Origin of the sequence: Streptomyces luteoverticillatus (assembly GCF_003970715.1) — a bacterium.
Taxonomy (GTDB): Bacteria; Actinomycetota; Actinomycetes; order Streptomycetales; family Streptomycetaceae; genus Streptomyces; species Streptomyces abikoensis.
Genome location: NZ_CP034587.1, coordinates 732,986 through 755,240, shown reverse-complemented (window position 1 = coordinate 755,240; position 22,255 = coordinate 732,986). Strand labels below are relative to the sequence as shown.

General features: G+C 71.7%; 21 protein-coding genes and 1 tRNA gene. 14 read left to right on the top strand and 8 right to left on the bottom strand.

Annotated features, from left to right (window positions below):
* Nucleotides 1-36 precede the first annotated feature (36 nt).
* Nucleotides 37-1,077, bottom strand: coding sequence for an L-threonine 3-dehydrogenase (gene tdh / locus EKH77_RS03045; RefSeq protein ID WP_126912893.1), 1,041 nt, complete (start codon nt 1,075-1,077; stop codon nt 37-39).
* A 94-nt stretch (nt 1,078-1,171) separates the two neighbouring features.
* Here tdh and EKH77_RS03040 point away from each other — a divergent pair, with 94 nt between their 5' ends.
* From EKH77_RS03040 to EKH77_RS32890, 3 genes are all read left to right on the top strand, one after another.
* Complete coding sequence (locus EKH77_RS03040) at nt 1,172-2,086, top strand: LysR family transcriptional regulator (protein WP_126912892.1); 915 nt, start codon at nt 1,172-1,174, stop codon at nt 2,084-2,086.
* 136 nt (nt 2,087-2,222) lie between these two features.
* Complete coding sequence (locus EKH77_RS03035) at nt 2,223-2,549, top strand: putative quinol monooxygenase (RefSeq protein ID WP_126912891.1); 327 nt, start codon at nt 2,223-2,225, stop codon at nt 2,547-2,549.
* 142 nt (nt 2,550-2,691) lie between these two features.
* On the top strand, nt 2,692-4,485 hold the full coding sequence (locus EKH77_RS32890) for a choice-of-anchor A family protein (RefSeq protein WP_164737724.1): 1,794 nt from the start codon (nt 2,692-2,694) through the stop codon (nt 4,483-4,485).
* 23 nt (nt 4,486-4,508) lie between these two features.
* Here the strand turns inward: EKH77_RS32890 and EKH77_RS03025 are convergent, their stop codons facing one another.
* On the bottom strand, nt 4,509-5,639 hold the full coding sequence (locus EKH77_RS03025) for a WD40/YVTN/BNR-like repeat-containing protein (RefSeq protein ID WP_126912890.1): 1,131 nt from the start codon (nt 5,637-5,639) through the stop codon (nt 4,509-4,511).
* A gap of 119 nt (nt 5,640-5,758) precedes the next feature.
* Between EKH77_RS03025 and EKH77_RS03020 the strand changes: the two genes are divergently transcribed.
* Nucleotides 5,759-5,832 (top strand) — tRNA-Lys (locus EKH77_RS03020).
* Between the two features lie 59 nt (nt 5,833-5,891).
* Here the strand turns inward: EKH77_RS03020 and EKH77_RS03015 are convergent.
* Nucleotides 5,892-8,138, bottom strand: a complete 2,247-nt coding sequence (locus tag EKH77_RS03015; protein ID WP_126912889.1) for a terpene synthase family protein — start codon at nt 8,136-8,138, stop codon at nt 5,892-5,894.
* Between the two features lie 195 nt (nt 8,139-8,333).
* Between EKH77_RS03015 and EKH77_RS03010 the strand changes: the two genes are divergently transcribed.
* Nucleotides 8,334-9,032 carry a VC0807 family protein gene (locus tag EKH77_RS03010; RefSeq protein ID WP_126912888.1) on the top strand — a complete coding sequence of 233 codons (699 nt, stop codon included), beginning with the start codon at nt 8,334-8,336 and terminating at the stop codon, nt 9,030-9,032.
* Between the two features lie 21 nt (nt 9,033-9,053).
* Here EKH77_RS03010 and polX read toward each other — a convergent pair whose 3' ends face one another.
* Nucleotides 9,054-10,781, bottom strand: coding sequence for a DNA polymerase/3'-5' exonuclease PolX (gene polX / locus EKH77_RS03005; protein WP_126912887.1), 1,728 nt, complete (start codon nt 10,779-10,781; stop codon nt 9,054-9,056).
* Nucleotides 10,765-10,953, bottom strand: a complete 189-nt coding sequence (locus EKH77_RS03000; RefSeq protein ID WP_126912886.1) for a hypothetical protein — start codon at nt 10,951-10,953, stop codon at nt 10,765-10,767. Before EKH77_RS03000 ends, polX begins: the two co-directional genes overlap by 17 nt.
* A gap of 177 nt (nt 10,954-11,130) precedes the next feature.
* Here EKH77_RS03000 and EKH77_RS02995 point away from each other — a divergent pair, with 177 nt between their 5' ends.
* Together EKH77_RS02995 and EKH77_RS02990 are read left to right on the top strand one after the other, a co-directional pair.
* Nucleotides 11,131-11,904 carry a polysaccharide deacetylase family protein gene (locus EKH77_RS02995; protein ID WP_126912885.1) on the top strand — a complete coding sequence of 258 codons (774 nt, stop codon included), beginning with the start codon at nt 11,131-11,133 and terminating at the stop codon, nt 11,902-11,904.
* Nucleotides 11,905-11,996: 92 nt separating this feature from the next.
* Nucleotides 11,997-12,587, top strand: a complete 591-nt coding sequence (locus tag EKH77_RS02990) for a hypothetical protein (protein ID WP_206279799.1) — start codon at nt 11,997-11,999, stop codon at nt 12,585-12,587.
* Between the two features lie 51 nt (nt 12,588-12,638).
* On the opposite strand, the gene EKH77_RS02985 is transcribed toward EKH77_RS02990, so the two are convergent.
* Entirely contained in the window at nt 12,639-13,832 is a 1,194-nt protein-coding gene (locus tag EKH77_RS02985) for a serine hydrolase domain-containing protein (protein WP_126912884.1), read from the bottom strand.
* Nucleotides 13,833-14,043: 211 nt separating this feature from the next.
* Here EKH77_RS02985 and EKH77_RS02980 point away from each other — a divergent pair, with 211 nt between their 5' ends.
* From EKH77_RS02980 to EKH77_RS02965, 4 genes are all read left to right on the top strand, one after another.
* Complete coding sequence (locus EKH77_RS02980; RefSeq protein ID WP_240667194.1) at nt 14,044-15,192, top strand: hypothetical protein; 1,149 nt, start codon at nt 14,044-14,046, stop codon at nt 15,190-15,192.
* Nucleotides 15,193-15,260: 68 nt separating this feature from the next.
* Nucleotides 15,261-16,070, top strand: coding sequence for a MerR family transcriptional regulator (locus tag EKH77_RS02975; protein ID WP_126912882.1), 810 nt, complete (start codon nt 15,261-15,263; stop codon nt 16,068-16,070).
* The gene (locus EKH77_RS02970; RefSeq protein ID WP_126912881.1) at nt 16,067-16,264 is read left to right on the top strand and encodes a hypothetical protein; all 198 of its coding nucleotides are present in this window, start codon (nt 16,067-16,069) and stop codon (nt 16,262-16,264) included. Before EKH77_RS02975 ends, EKH77_RS02970 begins: the two co-directional genes overlap by 4 nt.
* A gap of 210 nt (nt 16,265-16,474) precedes the next feature.
* Nucleotides 16,475-16,942 (top strand): hypothetical protein, encoded by a 468-nt coding sequence (locus EKH77_RS02965; protein ID WP_126912880.1) that lies wholly within the window; start codon nt 16,475-16,477, stop codon nt 16,940-16,942.
* Nucleotides 16,943-16,993: 51 nt separating this feature from the next.
* Here EKH77_RS02965 and EKH77_RS02960 read toward each other — a convergent pair whose 3' ends face one another.
* Nucleotides 16,994-17,794 (bottom strand): hypothetical protein, encoded by an 801-nt coding sequence (locus EKH77_RS02960; RefSeq protein WP_126912879.1) that lies wholly within the window; start codon nt 17,792-17,794, stop codon nt 16,994-16,996.
* Between the two features lie 115 nt (nt 17,795-17,909).
* Here EKH77_RS02960 and EKH77_RS02955 point away from each other — a divergent pair, with 115 nt between their 5' ends.
* Entirely contained in the window at nt 17,910-18,623 is a 714-nt protein-coding gene (locus EKH77_RS02955) for a VIT1/CCC1 transporter family protein (protein WP_240667193.1), read from the top strand.
* Between the two features lie 71 nt (nt 18,624-18,694).
* Here the strand turns inward: EKH77_RS02955 and EKH77_RS02950 are convergent, their stop codons facing one another.
* Entirely contained in the window at nt 18,695-19,654 is a 960-nt protein-coding gene (locus EKH77_RS02950) for a helix-turn-helix transcriptional regulator (protein WP_126912877.1), read from the bottom strand.
* Nucleotides 19,655-19,761: 107 nt separating this feature from the next.
* On the opposite strand from EKH77_RS02950, the gene EKH77_RS02945 reads away from it, so the two are divergent.
* Together EKH77_RS02945 and EKH77_RS02940 are read left to right on the top strand one after the other, a co-directional pair.
* The gene (locus tag EKH77_RS02945; protein WP_346429045.1) at nt 19,762-20,241 is read left to right on the top strand and encodes an NAD(P)-binding domain-containing protein; all 480 of its coding nucleotides are present in this window, start codon (nt 19,762-19,764) and stop codon (nt 20,239-20,241) included.
* Nucleotides 20,195-21,718: a recombinase family protein gene (locus EKH77_RS02940; RefSeq protein ID WP_164737723.1), complete on the top strand. Its 1,524-nt coding sequence runs from the start codon at nt 20,195-20,197 to the stop codon at nt 21,716-21,718. The genes EKH77_RS02945 and EKH77_RS02940 overlap by 47 nt, the downstream gene beginning before the upstream one ends.
* Nucleotides 21,719-22,255: the final 537 nt, after the last annotated feature.

Here is a 22,255-nt window from a genome sequence, read left to right as displayed (position 1 = left end):
CGCCAGGGGGATGACCGGCGTGGGGGCGGGACGGCGTCAGGGGAGGACCGGACGGGTCCAGTCGAGGACGATCTTCCCGCACTGGCCGGAGCGGGCCGTGGCGAAGGCCTCGGCGTACTGCTCGAAACCGAAGCGGTGCGTTATCACCGGCGAGATGTCGAGGCCGCTGCGCAGCAGCACGGACATCGCGTACCAGGTCTCGAACATCTCGCGGCCGTAGATGCCGCGCAGCGTCAGCATGCGGGTGACGACGGTGGCCATGTCGATGCTCACGTCGCCGGTGGGCAGGCCCAGGGCGGCGATCCGGCCGCCGGGGGACATGGTCGCGATCATGTCCTGGAGGGCGTCGGCGCGGCCGGACATCTCCATGCCGACGTCGAAGCCCTCGGTCATGCCGAGCTCCGGCATGACGTCGGCGATGCGCCGGTCGCTGACGTCGAGGGCGACGGTGGCGCCCATCTTCTCCGCCAGGGCGAGCCGGTAGGGGCTCACATCGGTGATCACGGTGGAGCGCGCCCCGGCGTGGTTCGCGACGGCCGCGGCCATCATGCCGATCGGGCCGGCGCCGGTGATGAGGACGTCCTCGTTGAGCACCGGGAAGGACAGCGCGGTGTGCACGGCGTTGCCGAACGGGTCGAAGATCGCGGCGACGTCGATGTCGATCTCGTGCCGGTGGACCCAGACGTTCGACTCGGGCAGGACCACGTACTCGGCGAACGCGCCGTCGGTGTGGACGCCCAGGCCGATGGTGCGGATGCACAGGTGGCGGCGGCCGGCCATGCAGTTGCGGCAGGTGCCGCAGACGAGGTGGCCCTCGCCGCTGACGATGTCGCCGACGCTCACGGTGCTCACGCCGGCGCCGGTCTCCACGACCTCGCCCGCGAACTCGTGACCGACGACGAGGGGTGCGCGGACCACCCGGGCCGCCCAGTCGTCCCAGCTGTCGATGTGCAGGTCCGTGCCGCAGATGCCGGTGCGCAGCACCTTGATCAGTACCTGCCCGGGACCGGCCTCGGGGGTCGGTACCTCGGTCAGTTCGAGACCCGGCCCCGCCGCGGTCTTCACCAATGCCCTCATGGGGGATCACTGTGGCGGCTGAGGACTGTGAAGTCCATCAACGTTATGCGATGACACCTGTGAAGCTCTGCTTCATGAATGCGATAGTGGACAAATGATCGACCCCCGCCGGCTCAGGGTGCTGAGCGCCCTCGCCGACCACGGCACCGTGACCGCGGCCGCCCACGCCCTGTACCTCTCGCCCTCGGCGGTCTCCCAGCAGCTGGCCGCCCTGGAGGCGGAGACCGGGCACGCCCTGCTGGAGCGGCGCGGCCGCACGGTCCGGCTCACGGCGGCCGGCAGCGTCCTGGCCGGGCACGCGGTGGAGATAGCCGCCCAGCTGGAGCGGGCCGAGGCCGACCTGGCCCGGTGCTCCACCGGTCTGGTGGGCGAGGTGACCGTCGCGGCCTTCGCCACGTCCATCACCGAGGTCGTCGCCCCCGCCGTGGCCGCCCTCGGCCGGAGGGCGCCCCAGGTCCGGGTGCGGGTCAAGGACGCCGAGGGGCACACCAGCGCCCGGCTGCTCCTGGACGGCGAGGCCGACATCGCCGTGGCCGTCGAGCACCGCGACGCCCTGGCCTCCGACGCCGGTCGGCTGCTGCACGCCCCCCTCTACGAGGAGCCCTTCGACGCCGTCCTGCCGCCCGGCCACCGCCTCGCCGACAAGCCCGAGGTGGACCTCACGGACCTGCGGGACGACCCGTGGATCACCCCCTGGCCGGGCAATCCCGTCCACGAGGCCGTGGTGCGGGCCTGCGAGGAGGCCCGGTTCCGGCCCCGCGTGGAGTGCCTCTCGGACGACTTCTCGGCGGTCTGCGCGCTGGTGGCCGTCGGGGCGGGCGTCGCGCTCGTCCCGCGCTCGGCGCTCCACGGCATCCGTCCGGCGCTCACCCCCGCCGTCCGTCCGCTGCGCGGCCCGGGCCCCACGCGCCGGGTGTTCACCGCGGTCCGCCGGGGCAGCGAGGGGCACCCCCTGCTGCGGCTGGCCCTGGCGGAGCTCCGAGACCGGGCGGCCGCACTGGTGGGGTGAACGGGTGACGGCCGCGGCCGGTTTTCCGGCAGGGCCGGAATCGGTCGCACCGGCGTTCGCGGGCCGCGAGGGACCGGGGCACGATGGTGGCGATTCAGCCGTCCGCATCAGCCGTTCGCACCCCCCAGGAGCACGCATGATCTTCATCGCCGTCAAGTTCACCATCCGCCCCGAGCGCAGCGCCGAGTGGCTGGACCTGGTCAAGGACTTCACCGAGGCCACCCGCGCGGAGGACGGCAACGTCTTCTACGAGTGGTCCAAGAGCGTCGACAACCCCCACCAGTTCGTCCTGCTGGAGGCGTTCAAGGACAGCGCGGCCGGTGAGACGCACGTCAACACCGAGCACTTCAAGACCGCCATGGCCTGGATGCCCGACGTCGTCGCGAGCACGCCGGAGATCATCCACGTCGAGACGCCGGGCACCGGCTGGTCGGCCATGGCCGAGGTGACGCCGCGTCCGTGACGCCGTCCGGCCGGGCGCGCCGGGGAGGGGGCTGTTCGGGTCACGACCCGGCGCGTCGGAATATCTGAAGAGATGGTCAAAGCCATAGTCGGGACCGTGCGGCGAAAACGTCGACAAATCGGTTAGACCAGGCGGAGACAAAGTGAACGAAGGCACGGCCAGGCCCCCCGACGATCCCCGGACCCGCTTCCGCGCCCGGTGCACCACATGGCTGCGGCGCACGGCGGCCGGCGCCGCCACCGCGGCCGCCGCCCTCGGTGGCCTGGCCCTGCCCGCCCAGGCGGCCCCGCTGCCCGGCGGCCTCGGCCCCTGCCTGCCGGGCAGCTGCCCCCGGACCTACCCGGCCCTCAACGACAGGCCGTTCACGGGCCGCGACGACAACATCAACCTCTTCACCGGCGGTGACTTCCGCGTACGCGGCGGCGCCGCCGGGGCCGAGGGCCGGGTGGTGACCCTCGGCGACTTCGACGTCAACAAGACCTCCGGCGGCCCCCTCTACACCGTGGGCGTCCTCCACTTCGGCTCCCGCGTCCCCCCGTCCGACGGCGCCGACTTCCTGACCACCGACGGGGACGTCCTCGTCGCCCCCGGCCAGCGGCTGGACGCCGAACGCGGCGTCGTCCGGCACGCGGGCGACGTCTCCGGCCTGGTCATCGGCGGCGACGTCGCGGCCTCGGGCGCCGCCCGGCCCTACGCCGGACTGCGCGAGCGGCTCCTCGCCGCCGGCCGCTGCTACGCCCGCGGCGCGGACGGACGCGGCCGCCCCGCCACCGGCACCGCCCGCAACACCGGTACGGAGACCGTGTTCACCGGCGACGGCACCTCCCGGCTCCAGGTGTTCCACGTCAACTTCGACCTCGTCGGCCGTGACGGCGGCCAGCAGGCCATTCGCTTCACCGGCATCCCCGCCGGCGCCACCGTCCTCGTCAACCTCGAAGGCACCTCCCGCGTCGTCAACACCTTCAGTGGCGGTGCCACCGACGACAACCCCTTCAACCGGCTGCGCGAGCGCCTCCTGTGGAACGTCCCCGACGCCCGGCGCGTCGACTTCCTGGGCACCGGCCAGTTCCAGGGCAGCGTCCTGGTGGGCGACCCCACCAGCGAGGCCACGGTCACCCTGCCGGGCATGAACGGCCGCTTCCTCACCGCCGGTTCGCTCACCCACACCTCCGCCACGGGCGGCGGCAGCGGCCAGGAGTTCCACGCCTACCCCTTCAACGGCGACCTCCCCGACTGCGCGCCCCCGCCCCGGCCCACCGGAGAGGTGACGGTCGTGGACCGGGACGCCCAGGACGGCCGGCCGCTGCAGGGCGCCCGTTTCCAGCTCTGGCGGGAGACCAACGGCGTCCCGGGCCTCCAGACCTCCGGCGACCGGCCCGACACCCGCTCCGCCGACGAGTGCGTCTCCGACACCCACGGCGTGTGCCGCACCACCGTGGAACCCGGCACCTACTACTGGCAGGAGCTCCAGCCCCCGCCCGGCTACAAGCTGCCCGACCGCACGGTGTTCGGGCCGCTCGAGCTCACCGCCGTCAACGCGGCCGAGGGCGTCTCCCTCACCGTCGGCAGCACCCCCGACCCGGCCTCCTACGGCTCGATCCACCTGGTGACCAAGGACGCCCGCACCGGCCGACCGCTGCCCGGGGCCCGCTTCGAGCTGTGGCGCGAGACCAACCGCCGCCCCGGGCTCCAGATCGCGGGCGCCGCCCCCGACCGCCGGGCCGACCCCGGCTGCACCACCGACCGCGCGGGCCGCTGCGCCTTCCGGGGCCTGCCGCCGGGCGCGTACTACCTGCGCGAGACCGTGGTGCCCGACGGCTATCTCCCGCCTCCTGAGCGGGTGTTCGGGCCGTACGCGGTGACCGTCGCCAACGCGCGGTCCGGCATCACCGTGACGGTGAAGGGCACCCCGCGCGAGAAAGGTGGGCGCGCGTGACGTGACGGGCGGGGTCCTGCGGGTCAGTCGACCCGCACCTCCTCCACGCCCAGGTACATCACCTCCGGCCGGGCCGGGTTGAAGGCGATCGCGGAGACGCCGTCGTAGGCGTTGTGCGTCGCCGTCACCCGGCCCGTCGAGGCGTCGTAGCGGAACAGATCGGTGCCGTAGTTCTGGAAGTATGTGCCGAAGGTGAAGTGGAGGACCTTCGGGTCGACCGGACTGGGTGCCAGCAGCGTGCCGTTGGTGAGCTTGACGGCGGCGGAGTCGTCGACGACCTTGGCGTACGTCAGGCCACCGTCGGCCGACCGGTACAGATGCCGCCCCTCGGAGGACGAGCCCGGCGCGGCCTCCACCAGGTCGACGCCCAGGGCGTAGACGACGTGAGGGTCGGCGGGGGAGACGGCGGCGTCGAAGAGGTTCGCCCGCCCGCCGTCGGCCGAAAGCCCGCGCGCCGCCCGCCAGGTGACGCCGCCGTCGGTGGTCACCGCGCCACCGGTCGCCATGCCACCGGCGACGGCGTGATCCGGATCGGCCGGGTCGAAGGCCACGCCGTAGACGCTCGCCGTGCCGCCGAACGCCGGGGTGCCGGCGCGGCGCCAGGTGGCCCCGCCGTCCACGGAGTCGTACAACTGCCCGTCGGCCCCGGCCAGGCGCACATGACCGGGCCGCGCCCGGTCGGTCCCCAGCCCGCTGACGCGCGCGGTCGGCGCCTTCAGGGGCGTGACGGTGGTGCCGTCCACGCGGGCGAGATAGCGGCCGTTCTTCTGCCAGACGAAGGCCCGCCCGCCGGGTGCCGCGGCCAGCCGCGTGGAAGCGCCGCCGAGCGTGGCGACGCGCTGCCAGACGCAGCCGGCGTCGGTGGAGCGCAGCAGGGCGTCGTTGTGGGTGGCGAGCAGGGTGCCCGGGGTGTCCAGCGCGACCAGGCCGTGGGTGTAGCCGGTGGCCTTGAGGGTGCCGGAGGTGGGCGCGAGGGTCCTGCCGTCGTCGGTGGTGAAGGTGACGGAGCCGTCACCGGTGACACGGGCGCAGGACGGTGCCGTCCAGGACGCCGGTCCGTCGGCCGCGGTGGTGGGCGGCTGCGCGGAGGCGGGCATCTGGACGAGCGCGAGGGCGGCGGCCGCCGCGGTGGCGGCGATACCGATCCGCTGCATGGGATCTCCTGAAGTAGGCAAGGGGTGGAGCCAACCGGGCGATCATGCCCCTGAGGAGGGGAGGGCAACCATGGGCCAATGGCACCAAGCCCGTCAGCCGATCGGGTAGTATGCGTTTCGCGCCGCTAGCTCAGTTGGTCAGAGCGGCTGACTCTTAATCAGCAGGTCCGGGGTTCGAGTCCCTGGTGGCGCACTGAACGACAGCGAAGGCCCCCACCGGTCGGTGGGGGCCTTCGCCGTACTCCCCAGGCGTCAGCCCCGCAGGAGGGACGTGAGCCGGGTCCCCGAGGTGCCGAGGCCGGCCGGTGCGCCCAGGGGTGCCTGCAGGGGCGGCGCGGCGGCAGAGGCGGCGCGGCGGCGGACCAGGTCGGCCTCGCCGTAGCGCCGGCACTCCCGGTGCCAGGTGAGGATGGCCGCCAGCCAGTCCTTGAGCTCCTGGACGTAGCCGTCCAGGGCGATGCGGGCCTTCACGTCGAGCGCGAACTCCTCGCACAGGGCGGGCAGTTGCGTGGCGACGATGTGGAGGAACTCCCGCATCCGGGACCTCATCAGGTCGGCGACGATGCCCAGGGCCTCCTCGCGCCCGCAGTCGAAGAAGTTCTGGACGACCAGGACGGAGTTGTGGACCTCGCCCTCGAACTCGATCTCCTTCTGGTAGGAGAAGACATCGTTCATGAGCGTGGCGTAGTCCGAGGCGGCGTTCTCCAGCGCCTGGACGGGCCGGGAGGCGAGGACTTCCGGGGGCAGCGCCTTGCCGTGGCGGAGCCGGGCGAGCGCCATGGTGAGCGGGGAGCCGAAGGTGTCGCGGCGCATCTCGATGTAGTCGACCGGCTCGGGGATCTTGTTCATGCGCTGGTTGGTCAGCTCCCACTGCCAGCTGTCCAGCATCCCCTCGACGGCCCGCCGGAACACCGCGCGGTCGGCGGCGGGCATGGGCGTCACCGTCCGGACCCAGATGTCGGCCAGGCTCCGCTCCAGGCAGTTCAGCGGTGTCTCGGTGACGACGGCGTCCAGCGGCATGAACAGCTTGAGCCGGTCGGTGCAGTCCTTCGCCGCCGTCAGGCCGTCGGCGCGCCGCCCGAAGTGCGCGGGGTAGACGTCGTCCGCGTAGGTGCCCCAGATGAGCCAGTCCGTGGCGAGGTCCAGTTCGTCGGGGCTCGACTCCGGGCTGATGCCGGCGGCGCACAGCCCCAGGTCGAAGTCGTGGAGGTTCTCCTCGTCCCAGTGGCCCGCGAGGGGGTCGGTAGGGCTGGGGACGGTGATGCCCGTGCGGCGGGCCCAGTCGACGCCGTGCCGGCGGGTGGCCTCCAGGTGGGGGTTGTGCCGGGTCTGGAAGGGCATCTCGAAGTCGGGGCGCGGCAGCGGGCCCACCTTCTCGAACGGGACGTGGGTGAACCCGCGCAGCCGCGCGGGCAGCGCCGCCAGGATCGAGGGCACCAGCAGGGCCGCCGAGGTGCCGATGCCGAGCGGCCCGCCCAGCAGGGCCTCGGGCACCCGGGGGGTGCCCGTGGTGCTCTTCATGTAGCGGCTCGAGCGCAGGTGCCACTCGTGGCCGCCGGCTTGCCAGTCCTGGAGGCCCTTGACGTAGGCGAAGACGTCGGCGTACGCCCGCGCGTCCAGCCCGTGCTCCCGCAGGACCGGGCCGACCTCGGTGAGGGCGGTGTGCTCGAACTGCTGGAGGCGGGAGGTGAGGAGGTCGCCCACGGCGTCGGCGGCCCGTTGGGTGTCGCAGCCCAGGAAGTGCTCGAAGACGAGGACGGCGTTGGCGAGTTCGCCCTCGCTCTCGGTCTCGCGCTGGTAGGAGAAGAGGTCGTTGCGCAGGTGGACCCCGTCGGCGAAGGTGTCCTTCAGGACGCGCAGCGGCCGGCTCGCCGCCACCGCGTCGGGCACCTCGGCGCCCGCCGCGTACTCGACGAGGTGGGCGGACCAGGGCGCCCCGCCGACCTTGCGGCGCATCTCGATGTACTCGACGGGGTTGGCGACCCGGCCCTCGTTGATGTTCGACAGCTCCCACATCGACTCCTCGAGCAGATGCCAGGTGCTCTCCCGGAAGCGCCGCCGCCACTCCGGCGACATGTCCGGCACCGTACGCGCCCACAGGTCGGCCAGCCCCGCCTCCACCTGATTGGTGGGCTCCGCCACGGGGTCGTCCGGGCCGAGCGGCATAAAGGCGCGGAGGCGGTCGAGATACGCGCGGGCGCCCACGGTGTCGCCCGTGCGCTTGAACCGGGCCAGGAAGTCGTCGTCGAAGAAGAACACCCACACGTACCAGTCGGTGACCACGTCCAGCTTGGGGCCGGAGGCGTCGGGGTGGGTGTAGGAGCACAGCAGCGCGTAGTCGTGGGAGTCGAATTCCCCCTCGTCCCAGACGCCCGATCCCTCGACCATGTTCATCCGCCGCGCCCATGCCTTCGAATGCCGCCGCGCACCCTCGAGATGGGGATTGAGACGGGCCGGGTGCGGTGTGTAGAAGCGGGGCAGCTCGAAGGGGTTGGGCATCGCGTGCGCGGCCTTTCGGTGTGGATGGGACCGTCGGGGGCACGCTATGGCGGGGAGTGGGCGAGGAGGTGAGGGAAAGTAGGATTTCCGCCCAATATGGTGAATAAAAGAGGGGCTGAGATTAACGATCTTGCTGCTGGTGACGCCTTTCCCCTACAGTCCCCCCGTTTTGCTCTTTTGATCTTGGGGGAATCGATGACCGACGTGTCATCCGCGCCGTCCCGGCGCTTCGGGCCCAGTGCCATGCTGAGCTGGGCCGTGACCATAGCCTGCAATGTGGTGCTGCCGTTCGTCACCTACAACCAGCTCACCGGCGCCGGCTGGAGCGACTTCTCCGCCCTTGTGGCCTCCGGCGTCTGGCCGGTGGTGGACGTCGTCATCTACCTGATCTGGCACCGGCGCGTCGACGAGTTCGCCGTACTGACCCTGATCTTCCTGGTGCTGACCATCGCCGTCACCGGCGTCGGACCGCACTCGGCCCGCCTGCTGCTGGTCAAGGACTCCCTGATCACCGGCCTCTTCGGCGTCGTCTGCCTGATCAGCCTGGCCACTCCTCGCCCGCTGATGTTCTACCTCGGCCGGAAATTCGGCACCGACGGCTCCGCGAACGCCGTCGCCCACTGGAACGGCCTCTGGCGGCACGAGAGTTTCCGGCGGACGATGACCCTGATCACCATGGTCTGGGGCCTCGGATACGTCGTCGAGGCGATCGCCCGCGTCGGACTGTCCTACGCGCTGTCGACCGGCGCCATGGTCGCCGTGAATTCCGTCCTCGCCTATGGCGTCCCCGCCCTGCTGATCGCCTGGACGATCACCCATTCCAAGCGCGCCCGCGCCAAGGGCCACGCCGAGGCCACAGCGCCGGCGGCCGAGGCCGCCGCCACGGCCGTCTGATCCTGACCTGCCGAGTCCCCGTCATTTCGGGGACAGGAAACGGCGCAGCCGTTGCAGCGGCCAGGTGTTGATGATGTCATCCTTGGTCAGCCAGCCACGCTGCGCCGTTCCCACGCCATAGCGCATATACGGAAGATGCGTGGTGGAGTGCGCGTCCGTGTTCACCGCGAACTTCACCCCGTACCGTTTCGCCCGCAGAATGTCCTCGTCGCACAGATCGATCCGCTCCGGATGGGCGTTGATCTCCAGGGCGGTGCCGGTCCGCGCGCACGCCTCGAATACGGCGTCGAAGTCGGCGTCGATTCCCGGCCGTTTGCCGATGAGCCGGGTGGTGGGGTGCCCGATGACCGACACATGGGGGTTCTCGCAGGCCCGCACCAGCCGTCGGGTCAGCTCCGCCCGGCTCTGGTTGAAGTGCGAGTGGACGGACGCGACGCACAGGTCGAACCCCGCGAGGAACTCGCCGGGCCAGTCCACCTCCCCGTCCGGCCCGATGTTCAGCTCGGCGCCGTGCAGCAGCCGCATCCGCCGGTGCTTCCCGTCGAGTTCCCGCACCCGCTCGCGCTGCGCGAGGATCTTGGCGTCGGTCATCCGCTGCATGTACAGGTCGGGCGCGTGGTCGGTGACGGCGTAGTAGGAGTAGCCGCGCCGGGCGGCGGCGGTGACCATGTCCTCCAGGGAGGCCAGCCCGTCCGTGAGGTCGGTGTGGGTGTGGAGGTCGCCCCGGATGTCGCCGTCCTCGACGAGTTCGGGCAGCTCGTCGCGGAGCCCGGCCGCCACCTCGCCCCGGTCCTCGCGCAGGGTGGGCGGGATCCAGGGCAGGCCCAGCCGGGCGTAGACGTCCTCCTCCGTCGCCGAGGTGATCCGCCGCCCGCTCTTGGCGTGGAACAGCCCGTACTCGGACAGCTTGTACCCGTGGCGGACGGCGAGTTCACGGATGCGGATGTTGTGCGCCTTGGAGCCGGTGAAGTACAGCAGCCCCGCCCCCCAGGAGCCGGGCGGCAGGACGCGCAGGTCGACCTGGAGACCCTTCGTGGTGCGGATCGAGGTCTTCTTCTCGCCGTGCGCGATGACCTCGGCGGTGTACGGGAGGGCGGCGATCGCCTCCATGAACGGGCCCGAGCGGGTGGCGGCGACGAGGACGTCGATGTCCCCGATGGTCTCCCGCATCCGGCGCAGCGACCCGGCGTACGCGCACCCCTCGCAGCCGGCCGTCCCCGAGAGCTCGGCGACGATCTGTTCCGCGACGTCCATGGCGGCGTCGATGAGGATGCGGCCGCCGGAGCCGCCCGCCTTCCGCGCGAGGTCGATGCCGTGGAGGATGTTCTCCTCGGTCCGGGGCCCGAAGCCCTTGAGGTCGCGCAGCTTCTTGTCGTGGATGGCGTCGAGGAGTTGTTCCACGGAGGAGACGCCCAGCTCCTCGTAGAGCGTCATGGCCTTCCTGGGGCCCAGCGTCGGGACGGCGATGAGCTCGCGGACCCCGGGCGGGATCGCCGCCCTGGTCTCCTCCAGTGCCGGGATGCGGCCGGTGCTCAGATACTCCAGGACCTTGTCGGCGATGGACTTCCCCACATGGGGGATTTCGCGCAGGCCCTCGGCGTCGAGGGTGGAGATGTCGGTGGGGAAGCCGCCGATCGCGCGGGCGGCCTTCTCGTAGGCACGGGCCTTGAAGGCGTCGCCACCGGTGATCGCGACGAGGTCGGCGTACTCCTGGAGGACCGCTTCGACCTCGTCATTGGGCCGGGCCATAGGTCAAGCGTGCCACCGGGACGGTGCCGCGCAACCGGGTGCCCGGCCGTGTGGGGGCGGGGAGCCGGCACGCGGTGATGGTGGGGGCGCCGCTGTCGGCGGTCCCGGGCGAGCCGGGCAGGAGGCCGAGCACGGCGGCGGTGCCAAGGGTCATGACAGGGGTGCGGCGCATGAAGTACCTCTTATCCGGTCATCGGCTTGGACGTTAGGGGTCTGCCCCGGTGCCGGGACGGCACGCGCCGTATCGCCCGTACGGGGGAAGGAGAAACGATCTATCGGCACGGCGTGCGAGCGGACGGCACCGGATCGCGTGAGATCGTCCCGGGTTTCGCGCGGGAGGAGTGTGCGTATGTTCTGGTCCCGTCGGTGGCCAGCGGTCGCGGCCGCCCTCCTGCTGATGCTCGCCGCCGCGGCTCCGGGTATCGCGGCTCCGGGCGCGGTGGGCCGGCCAGGCGCCGGTTCCGTTTCCGGGCGGCCGGGCTGTTCCGGGGCCGCGCTCCGGCGCGTCCCCACGGACCGGAAGGTCATCGCGCTGACCTTCAACGCGGCGTGGAACGAGGACGGCATCACCCGCGTCCTGACCGTGCTCCGCCGGGAGCGGGTGCCCGCCATGTTCTTCCTGACGGGGGACTTCGCCGACCGCCACCCCGAGGCGGCCCGCGCGCTGGCCGCCCGCCACCCCGTGGGCAGCCACTCCTACAGCCACCCCCGGTTCCCCGGCCTGTCCTTCCCCGAGGAGCGCCGGGAGGCCGTCCTGTCCGCACGCGCCATCCGCCGGGCCACGGGCCGTATGCCCGTGGCCTTCCGGTTCCCGTACGGCGAGTTCACCGAGCGGAACGTTCGCGACGTCAACGCGCTCGGGTACGCCGTCGTCGAGTGGGTGGACGACACGGCCGGCTGGCGCGGGCCCGACGGGGGCGTGACGGTGGACATGGTCGTCCGGCGGGCGGAGCGGGCGTTCTCACCGGGGGCGATCATCCAGATGCACGTGGGCTCCACGGACGCGCGCCACTCCGTGCTGGACGCCGACGCCCTGCCGCGGATCATCGCCTCGGCCCGCGCCCACGGCTACGGCTTCGCCGATCTGGGACGGCTCGTACGGCGCTGCCGCGTGCGCGGCTGAGACGCCCGGCACAGGCGGTCCGCCCACCAGTGGCCGGACCGCGCACACGGGATCACTCTTGAAGAACACCACATGACGGCAGGAGGCGGATCATGGCCGAGATATGGATGCCGCACGCCATCAACATGGACCTCGGTGACCACGCTCCTTACGATCCGGGTTTTCCGCCGAAAGCCATCGCGCACATCACGGCGGACACTGACAAGGCCACGCCGGAGCATCCGCTGGACCTTGTTCCCTTCACCAATCTCCAGGGTTTCTTCACCCACGACGGGAAGGAAAAGGCGCCGCACATCCTCTGGGACCCGTTCGCCGGCGCCTTCGCCCAGTTCTTCCCCGCGACGTCCCGGAGCAAGGCGGTGCACGACCTCGCGGGCGGCACGCGAACCAACCGTGCGGGAAAGGTCGTCATTCAGATCGAGGCGCTGTTCTTCCCGTTCTGCCGCGTCAACGGCAAGGTGTTCCGGCGATTGGCCGACACCCCGTGCAAAGGGTGGCCGGCACTCAACGCGTGGGTGCGTTCCTGGGAGGTGCCGGACACCTGGCCCATGGGGCACCCCGTGGATTTCACCCCCCACCGCTCCGAAACGGTGTGGGAGACCAAGGGCGGCTGGTACGCCCACGCACAGGTACCCGAGAACACCCATGTGGATCCCGGCTCCTGGCCGGACTTCGCGGAATAGCTCCGCTGACCGCGACCGCCTCATGGAATCCCACCCGGGACGCGCGAGGCGCTACCGCGCCCTCCCGCAGAACTCGGCCTCCGCCAGGGCGAGCGTGTCGAAGGGCACCCCGAGGGCGTTGCCGCCGAACGCGGCCGTGTGCGAGGCGTCCCGGACGCCGCTCACCTGGGAGACCGCGCCCTGGATCCCGCCGTCGTGCCCCCACACCGTCACCCCGCAGGACAGCTTCCGCGCGGCGATGCCGAGCCCGTACCGCGCCGCCGGGCGCAGCCCGGTGTCCACCGTGGTCAGCATCTCCGCGAGCTGGCGGGCGGGCAGGAGCCGGCCGCCCAGCAGCGCCCGGTAGAAGGCGTTCAGGTCGCCGACGGTGGAGATCATCTCGCCGGCGGCCCACGCCTCCGTCGGGTTGATGCCGGTGACGTCGTGGAACGGCGTACCCGGCTCGTCCGGGAAGCGGATGTAGCCGCGTCCGGAGGGCCGGGGGAGGGCGGCCGACCGGCCCGGTACGGAGGTGGCGCGCAGGCCCAGGGGCCGCAGGACACGGTCGCGGATCTCCCGGCCGTAGGGGTGGCCGGTGACCTTCTCGATGACCAACCCGGCCAGCACATAGTTGGTGTTGGAGTAGCTCCAGCCCTTGCCGGGCGCGAAGACCGGCGGATGGGACACGGCCGTGCGCACCAACTGCCGTGGCGTGTAGGTGTCGAAGCGGTGGCGGAGGAAGTCCCGCTCGAAGAGCCGCTTGTGGAGGGCGGGGTCCGCCGCGTAGTCGGAGATCCCGCTGGTGTGGTCGAGGAGCCGGCGCAGGGACACGGCGCGCCCGTCATTGCCGTGGCCGCGCACCAGGCCCGGCAGCCAGCGCTCGACGGTGTCCGTGAGCCGGAGCCGGTGCTCGGCCTCCAGCTGGAGCATCACGGTGGCGACGAACGTCTTGGTGTTGCTGCCGATCCGGAACCGGTCGCGCGCCCGCGGTGCCCGTGGCCGCCCGAGATCGGCCGTCCCGGCGGACCCGTTCCAGACGCGGCGCCCGTCGCCGGCGCCGCTCCCGTCGCGCCCCTCGCTCGCCTGGCCGACGACGCCGGGCATCCCGGCCCGTACCAGCGCCTCCATGGCCGCCCGGGTCCCCTCGTGCGCACGGTGGTCCGGCGGGACGGACGAGCGGGCACCGGACGGGCCGGACGCGCCGCCGATCAGCGCCGCGGCGGTGAGCAGGGACAGCAGAACGCCGCGGGCGGTGCGCTTCGTCATGACTCTTCGCTACCGCGACCCACGATCCGGCCGTCGGACGAGCGGGGGAAGTCATCCGTACGAGTAGGACGGGTAGACGGGTAGGACGTGTGGGAGGGCCCCGCACGGGTAGGCGCACGGCGCCCGTGCACCGGGTGGACCCGCTCGATTGGCCGTTCGGCCATGCCTCTGGTGAGCTGGAAGACACCCCGCAGGCCCGAGGAGGACCTTGATGGACATCGGCGAGCTGACCGACGAGACGCTCCGCGACCTGCGCCGTGAGCGCCCGTACCCGGCCGTGTCACTGCTCCTGCCGACCACGCGCCGTGCCCCGACCAGCACCGAGGACCAGGTCAGGCTGCGCAACACGGTCGCGGAGGCCAAGCGACGGCTCGCCGACGACCCGAAGGCGAGCCGCTCGGCGCGCATCGACGTCGAGGCGCAGATCGACGCGGCGGTCAAGGAGGTCGACCTCGCCCACTCCAGCGACGGCCTGCTCATCCTGGCCGCGCCGGGCGAGCACCAGGTCTGGTACCTGCCCCGCACCGTGCCGCAGCGCGTCGTCGTCTCGGATACCTTCCTCACCCGCAACCTGGTCGCGGCCCGGCTCTCCGAGGAGCCGTACTGGGTGCTGGTGCTCTCCGAGGCCGAGACCCGGCTGTGGGACGGCGCCGGGGACCACCTCGTGGAGACCATCGCCAACGGCTTCCCCGTCCGCCCCTCCCTCCCCGACCACGAGGACGCCCTGCCCGGCGCCAACTTCGACAAGGTCGGCAGCCACGCCACGACCGCGCGCGAGGAGGCCCACGTGGAGCGCGAACGCCAGTACACGCGCACCGTCGTCGGGGCCCTCATGCCCGTACTGGACCGCGAACCCCGGCCGTTGTACGTCGTGGGGCTGCGCGAGCAGATCGCCCTCCTCGAGAAGCTGTGCCCCAGGCCCGGCGCGATCACCTCCCGGACCGAGCAGGGCGGCGCGATCGGCCTGTCCGCGCACGCGCTGGCCGAGGTGCTGCGCCCGGCGTTCGAGGAGCGCCGCGCCGCACGGCAGGGGGAGGTGCTGCGCCGCCTCAGCGACGCGCGCGGCCAGAAGCGCTTCACCTCCGGACTGGACGAGATCTGGCAGACCGTCCGCCAGGGCCGGGTGGCGCTCCTCGCGGTCGAGGACCACTACCAGATCACCGCCCGCGTCGACGGCAACGGCGGCCACCCGGTGCGCCTGGAGGAGCCCGCCGAGCCGCTGACGGCGGACCCCGCCATCCGCGAGGACGTCGTCGACGAGATCGTCGAGGCGGCGCTGGACAACGGGGCGGACGTCGAGTTCGTCCGGGACGACACCCTCGCCGAGGAGGACCGGCTGGCGGCGGTGCTGCGCTACTAGCCGTACCGGTCGCCTGATCGCCGTCCCGGCTTGAACCTCACGCGGCGTGAGGATGCATCGTTGTCCCCATGACCGCTTCCACGACCTGGAAGGTCGGTCCGCTCGCCGAGGCCAGCGGGCTGACCGTCCGTACGCTGCACCATTGGGACACCATCGGCCTGCTCAGCCCCTCCCGGCGCACCGCCGGCGGGCACAGGGAGTACACCGAGGACGACCTCGTCCGGCTCTACCAGGTGCTCGCCCTGCGCGGCCTGGGGCTGGGCCTGGACACCATCGCCGCCTGCCTCGACGCCGGAGTGGACCCCGGGCGGCTGGTCCGGGACCACCTGGCGAAGGTCGAGGCCTCCATCGCCGCGCTCGACGTGCTGCGGCAACGGCTGCGCCGCCTCGACGACAGCCTCGCGGCCGGCCAGTACCCGACCACCGGCATGCTGCTCGACGCGCTGCACGCCCTCGGCGGCACCGGCCCGGAGGGCGAGCACACGCTGCGCCGCCACCTGGACGACGACCAGCTGCGGGTGCTGGAGACGCGCGCCGCCGCCCTGGGACCCGCGGCGCACTATCTGCTGGAGATCGAATGGCCGGAGCTCTACCGCCGGGCCGACCGGCTCCGTACGGCCGGGGTCCCGCCCACCGATCCGAAGGTCCGGCGCCTGGTGACGCGCATGGACGAGCTGAGCACGCTGTTCACCGGCGGCGACGCGGGGATCTCCACCGGCGTGCGGGCGGCGTGGCGTGACGACCCGGCCGCGATGTCCGGTGAGCCGGAGGCTCCGGCCGACGGCTGGCGGGAACTGGCCGACTACCTGGACGCCGCCCGTTCCGATTCCCTCCGCCCTCTTCCCCCGTCCTCTTCCGCCGAAGGAGCCCGGCCGTGAGCCACCGCCGTACCCGTACCCGTATCCGCCTCGCACTGATCGGGACGTTCCCCACCGCGCTGGCCGTCCCGGCCCTGGCCCTGCTGGCGGCGTTCGGCGCGGTGCCCTGGGAGGTCCTCCCGGCCCTGGCGGTGGCGCTCGCCGTCCACGCCGCCGTCAACTTCCTGTGGCGCCGCTCCAGCAGGACCACATGAGAGGACCGTACCGGTCTTGTTCCCGCCAAACGCGCGGGTTTTCACCGGCGGAAACGCATCGAACGCGAGTTCCTTGGCCAAAGGTCGGTGTGAACCCGTCATACGGGAACCGAGCGGTCCTCCGTGACCGGGGAAGCTGCGAGAGTTCGTTTCCGCCCGCCTTCACCCGGGGGCACCGGTGGAAGAGCAACTCGACGAAGGGATCCTTTCGTGGGGAAGAAGACCGCAACGACGCTCGCGGCCGCGGCACTGATGGCCGTCACCCTCGGCGGCCAGGCCGGCGCGGCCACCCTCGATCACACCTCCTCGACGACCGGCGCGACCCGGACGAGCGCATCCGCAGCCATGTCGACAGAAGTTCGCAACGCGCCGTTCGTCCTCGAGAGAAACCAGTCGGTGTCGTCCGACACCGCCACGCTGGTCATGCAGTCCGACGGCAACCTCGTCGTCTACGACGAGTTCGGCCGGGCCCGCTGGGCCTCCAACACCGTCAACAGCGGCTGGCGGGCGGCGTTCCAGGAGGACGGCAACTTCGTGGTCTACACCCGCTCGGGCAAGGCCGTCTGGAACTCGGGCACCGCCGGGCACCCCGGCTCGCGCCTGGCCGTCCAGGACGACGGCAATGTCGTGATCTACGACGGCAGCCAGGCGATCTGGAACACCCGCACGGCTCACTGACGGGCCGCCGAAGAGATCGGTCCGGCGGTCGCCTCGCGGCCGCCGGATGTGTCATCCCGCCCCGCGCAGGTGGTTCCGGGCGAGCTCGGTCATGACCGTCTGGGTCTTCGACGCCTGCTGTGGAGCGGGCCGGAGGCCCTGCTCCCGCACGATGCGCTCCAGGAGCTCCTGGGCGCCCGGGGCGTCGGCGTGCGGGGCGCGCAGGGACAGTTCGAGGAAGCACGGGCCGTCGTCGCCGACGCTCCAGAACTCGGCGGTGAGCGGCCGGGCCAGGTCCGGCCGCGAGAGCTTCCACCTGGCGGCCCGTACCGGGCCGAGGGCGACGGCGTCCCGCAGGCCGTCGTCGGTGATCCCGGCGTGCGCCAGCAGGTCGCGCTGGCCGGGGGTGAGCGGGGGCGGCCAGGGGGCGGGCCCGTTCCCGTCGCCGGAGGCGGGCGGCTCGAAGGTCCCGTCCACCTTGAGCGAGGCCGACCAGACGCGGTCGCTGCCGCTCCAGTCCTCCTCGACCTTGAACTCCCACCCCTTGCCGCCGCGGTTCTCGCGCCATTTCGCGGGCAGGGCGGCCGGGTCGCACGGCCGCAGCTTCGCCGTGAGATCGCTCCTGTCTCCCTTGCCGCCGCCCTTGTTTCCCTTGGTGCCCCTGTCCGGCCTGCGCAGCCGGATGATGGCCCCGGCCTCCGCCAGGGGGAGGCGGATGCCCTCGCCGTCCTCCCGGGGGGCGTCCCAGAAGTGGATGCCGAGGCGTTTGCCGTTCCCGGGCTCCAGCCCCAGAGACCGGCGCGCGTCCTCCGCCGTCCCACCCGCAAGGATGATCTTGATTTCGGCCTCGGCGTTCCTGAACGTATCCGCCATGTCATCCTTTATGTCACAGAGGGAGAATGCGCGCCAACTGGCTGACAATCACAGGAACTTCGGGCTCCGGCGCGCCGCGCACCGGCCCCGCCCGGCCCGACGGGATCCTTGCCCCGTGAGCGATCATGACCCGCCGCACCACGTCGGGCCCGTCCAGGCCACCGAAGCGCGGCTCAACTGGCTGCGTGCCGCCGTCCTCGGCGCCAACGACGGAGTGGTGTCCACCGCCGGACTCGTCGTCGGCGTCGCCGGCGCGACCGAGGATCGGGGCACCCTGCTGACCGCCGGACTGGCGGGACTGCTGGCCGGTTCGCTCTCGATGGCCGCCGGCGAGTACGTGTCGGTCTGCGCTCAGCGCGACGCGCAGCGAGCGGCGCTGGAGCTGGAGGAGAAGGAGCTGCGCGCGCATCCCCGCGCCGGGTTCGCGGCGCTGACCGCCGCGCTGGAGCGGCGCGGCCTGAGCCATGGCGTGGCCCAGGCCGCCGCCCGGGAACTCAGCGGGAACGACGCGCTGCGGGCGCACGCGCGCGTGGAGCTCGGCATCGACCCGGACGACCTCACCAACCCCTGGGCCGCGGCCGTGGCCAGCTTCCTCTCCTTCACCGCCGGTGCGCTGCTGCCCCTGCTGCTGATCGTCCTGCCGCCGGCCGACTGGCGGCTCCCGGTGACCGTCCTCTCCGTCCTCGCCGCCCTCGTCGCCACCGGCTGGGCGGGCGCCCGGCTCGGCGGTGCCACCATCGGCCCGGCGGCGCTGCGCAATGTGATCGGCGGGGCGCTGGCCATGGCGGTGACGTACGGGGTCGGCACCCTGCTGGGCTCGACCGTCTGACGCGCCGCGCGCCGGCCGCTCCCCCCCCGGTGGCTCGGCTGCTCCCCGCCGCGAGGACTCGGCGCGAGGCCTCAGCCGGTGGCGCGCAGGATGCGGTGGGCGGCGCGGCGGAGGTGGTCGAGGACGGCGGGGTCGGCGTCGAGGGTGTAGTCGGCGTCGAGACCGGCCAGGGTCCGGGCGACGCGGGGCAAGTGGTCGTCGGAGGCGTCGACGCGGCAGGTGGCGTCGTCCACGGGCGTCAGGCGGGTGGCCAGGCCGGGCGCGCGGGCGCGGACGTGGTCGGCGGGGGCGTGGACGGTGGCGACGGCGCGGTGCCGGGTGGGGACGGAGGAGAGGCGGCCGGCCACGAACGCGGCGGGGTCGTCGCCGGGCACGGGACGGGCCGGGACGCGCCGGCCCGTCGGTCTGGCGTCCGAGATCCGGTCGAGGCGGAAGAGGCGCCAGTCGTCCTTGCCGGAATCGTGCGCCAGGAGGTACCAGAGGCCGCCCGAGTCGACCAGGTGGCAGGGCTCCGCCCGGCGCGGGGTGGTGGTGCCGTGACGGGTGGTGTAGTCGAAGGTGACGATCTCGTGGTCGCGGCAGGCCACGGCGAGGGTGGCCAGGAGCGCCGGGTCGGCGCGCGGCCCCCGGTCCTCCCAGACGATGCCGGCGAGGGCGGACTGGAGGGCGGTGACCTGTCCCCGCAGCCGTCGCGGCAGGACCTGCTCGAGCTTGGCGAGGGCGCGCAGGGCGCTCTCCTCGATCCCGGCGAGGCCGCCCGCGGCGGTCCGCAGGGCGACGGTGACGGCGACGGCCTCGTCGTCCTCGAGGAGCAGCGGCGGCAGGTCGGTGCCGGAGGCGAGCCGGTAGCCCCCGGCGTGTCCGCGGGCGCTGTCGACGGGGTAGCCCAGCTCGCGCAGCCGGTCGACGTCGCGGCGGACGGTACGGACCGTCACGCCGAGGCGCTCGGCGAGGCCGGCGCCGGACCACTCCCGGCGGGTCTGCAGCAGGGACAGCAGCCGCAGCAGCCGGGCGGTCATGCCGCTCGTCATGAATTCCATCCCGTCATGAATTCCATGATGCCGCTCAGAGGACACGTTCTGTCCTGAAAGGACCCTACGGTGGACCTGTCCGCATAGAGCAAAACGGGAGGTTTCCCATGAAAATCACTGTCCTCGGTACCGGTGGCGGGGCCCGCGCCCACATCGCCAAGCTCGCCGGCCTCGGCCACGAGGTCCACGTCGGCACCCGTGACCCCCGGGCCACGCTGGCCCGCACGGAGCCCGACATGATGGGCACCCCGCCGTTCAAGGAGTTCCTCGCCGAGCACCCCGGCATCCAGCTCCACACGTTCGGTGACGCGGCGGCCGCCTCCGACGGCCTGGTGATCAACGGCATCGACGGCCACAACGCCGTCGCCGCCCTGTCCGCCATCGCCGACCGGCTCGCCGGCAAGACGCTGATCGACTACGCCGTGCCCTACATCTACAACCCGGACGTCGAGCACCCCTGGCCGACCCCCTGGGCGGCAAGAACACTCTGCCTTCTGCCACAACGAGCGAAAACCGCAGGTCAGAGCGACTATGGAAGACATGGGCTCCACCGCTGGCCGCCCCCTCTGGGGCATCCTGGCCCGTAAGTCGAAGGTTTACGGGGCGGGCGACCGACGCCGCGAGCTGAGCACGGAAGCCCAGATCGAGCAGGGCCACCGAGAGGCCGCAGAAGCTGGTGCGCTGGTCCCGGCGGAGTACGTGTGGTCAGAGCTGGGGTCAGCGTTCAAGGAACGGGAGCGCGAAGACTTCGACGAGGCCCTGCACGCTCTCGCCACGGGCAAGATTCACGTCCTCTGGTGCTACCGGCTCGACCGGTTCAGCCGCAAGGGAGCGGAAGACCTCCTAAAGGTCATCGGCAAGGTGCGCGTCATCTTCTGGTACGACCGCTTGGACTCCATGGAGCCCGGAGACCGGCGAAGGATCATCGACTACGCCGAGCAGGCCCGCGAGTATTCGGTGCGGCTCTCTGACAGCGTCGTGCAGACCAAGCGCACACAGCGCGATCGGGGAGAGTGGCTAGCCAAAGCACCGTTCGGATTCAAGGTCAACGGGGACCGGAAGCTAGAGCACGGTGATCGATGGGACACCGTGGAACGGATCTTCTTCACTCTCGCCGAGGGCAAGGTATCCGGCCGCCAGCTCTGCCACGGCATGAACGCGGACGGCGTTACGTCCCCCAAGGGCGGGGCCTGGACCATCTCTGTAGTGCACCGACTCGTGAACAGCCCCGTGTACGAGGGATGGCAGACCATACGGAACCCGGCAGGCAACGCGCCACCGACCATCCCGTACAAGAACTCACGCGGACAGCGTGTGTCCGTCCTCGCCGAGGGCACAGAGCCGATTCCCCTGCACATCGTGAAGGCGGCGCGCGAGAACCTGAGCCGTCGACAACCGCAGGCCCTCGCCGAGGTCGAAAAACACCACAAGCCCGCAGCAACCAAGAGGGGCGTGGCTATCCACCTGATGACGGACGCCCTGCGGTGCGGGGGCTGCAAAGGCGCCATGACTATGTGCGGTAGCGATTCCTACGGCTGCTACCGGCATCACTACCTTGGGCTTGATTGCCCCGCCCCGGCCTCCGTCAACAAGAAGGCCATCGAGGACTACATGGCGGTTCGCTGGATCAACCGAGTTGGTGGTTCTGACGCGGGAGACCCGTTGCTGCTGGCTGTGGCCGAGCGATGGGCTTTGCTCACGAAGCCGGAGGAGACCAAGGCCCACCGGGAAGCTGTGCAAGCGGTGGAGGCAGCGCAAAAGCGTCTGCGGCGGCTCATGGAGGACCGCAACAAGGGCCGCTACGACCTTATGGAAGACCTGTTTGAGGAGCATGAACAGGAAGCCCGGGAAGTTCTCAGCGAGGCCAATAGGGACCTTGCCCAGCATGGCCCCACGACATCGTTGGACGCCGTGGGTTTCCTGACCGAGCCGGAGCAGGTTCGAGAGCTGTGGAATACGGCCACCCTGTCCATGCAGCGGGATTTGCTCCGTTTGGCGATCGATTACGTGATCGTGAAGAAGTCCCCAAGAGAGGGGGAAGGTTTAACGGCAGCGAACGAGTGACGATCAAGTGGGCGAAAGCTGGGGAGCCGGTGCCGCACGGCCGCGACAGGAAGTTCGGCAGCGGGACCGCAGGGCAAGCCGCCGCGTGATCTCGTACTGAAGGAACAGCGAAAGAGACGCTGCCCGTACCTTCTTTCCTAAACGCGTAATAGGGGAAGAAGGGGCGGGCAGCACCTTTTCTGCTGGGCGCGGCGTCCAGCGCGGCCCTTCGGGGCGCTCGCGGCGGGCGCCTCAGCCTGCTGTACCCCACCCGAACTTAATCAGGATGCAAGGCCGAGAGCGCCACGCGCGTGCGTGCGCATAAGACGAGTGACGCCCCGTAGCGCGGCCCTGCAACCGCCCCGCCCGGCGCGGTCCCGTGGTGACTCTCCTCCCACGGTTCGACCCCGGGCGGGGCGCTGAGCGTCGACTTCCATATGCCAGCAGGGAGGATGCCTGAGCGGCAACTGGTCTACCAGCACCCGCCGTGCTCAGCTCCCACGAAACTGGCCTCGCATCCGCGCCGCTGTCCTGTCCCGGGACGCGCACCTTTGCCAG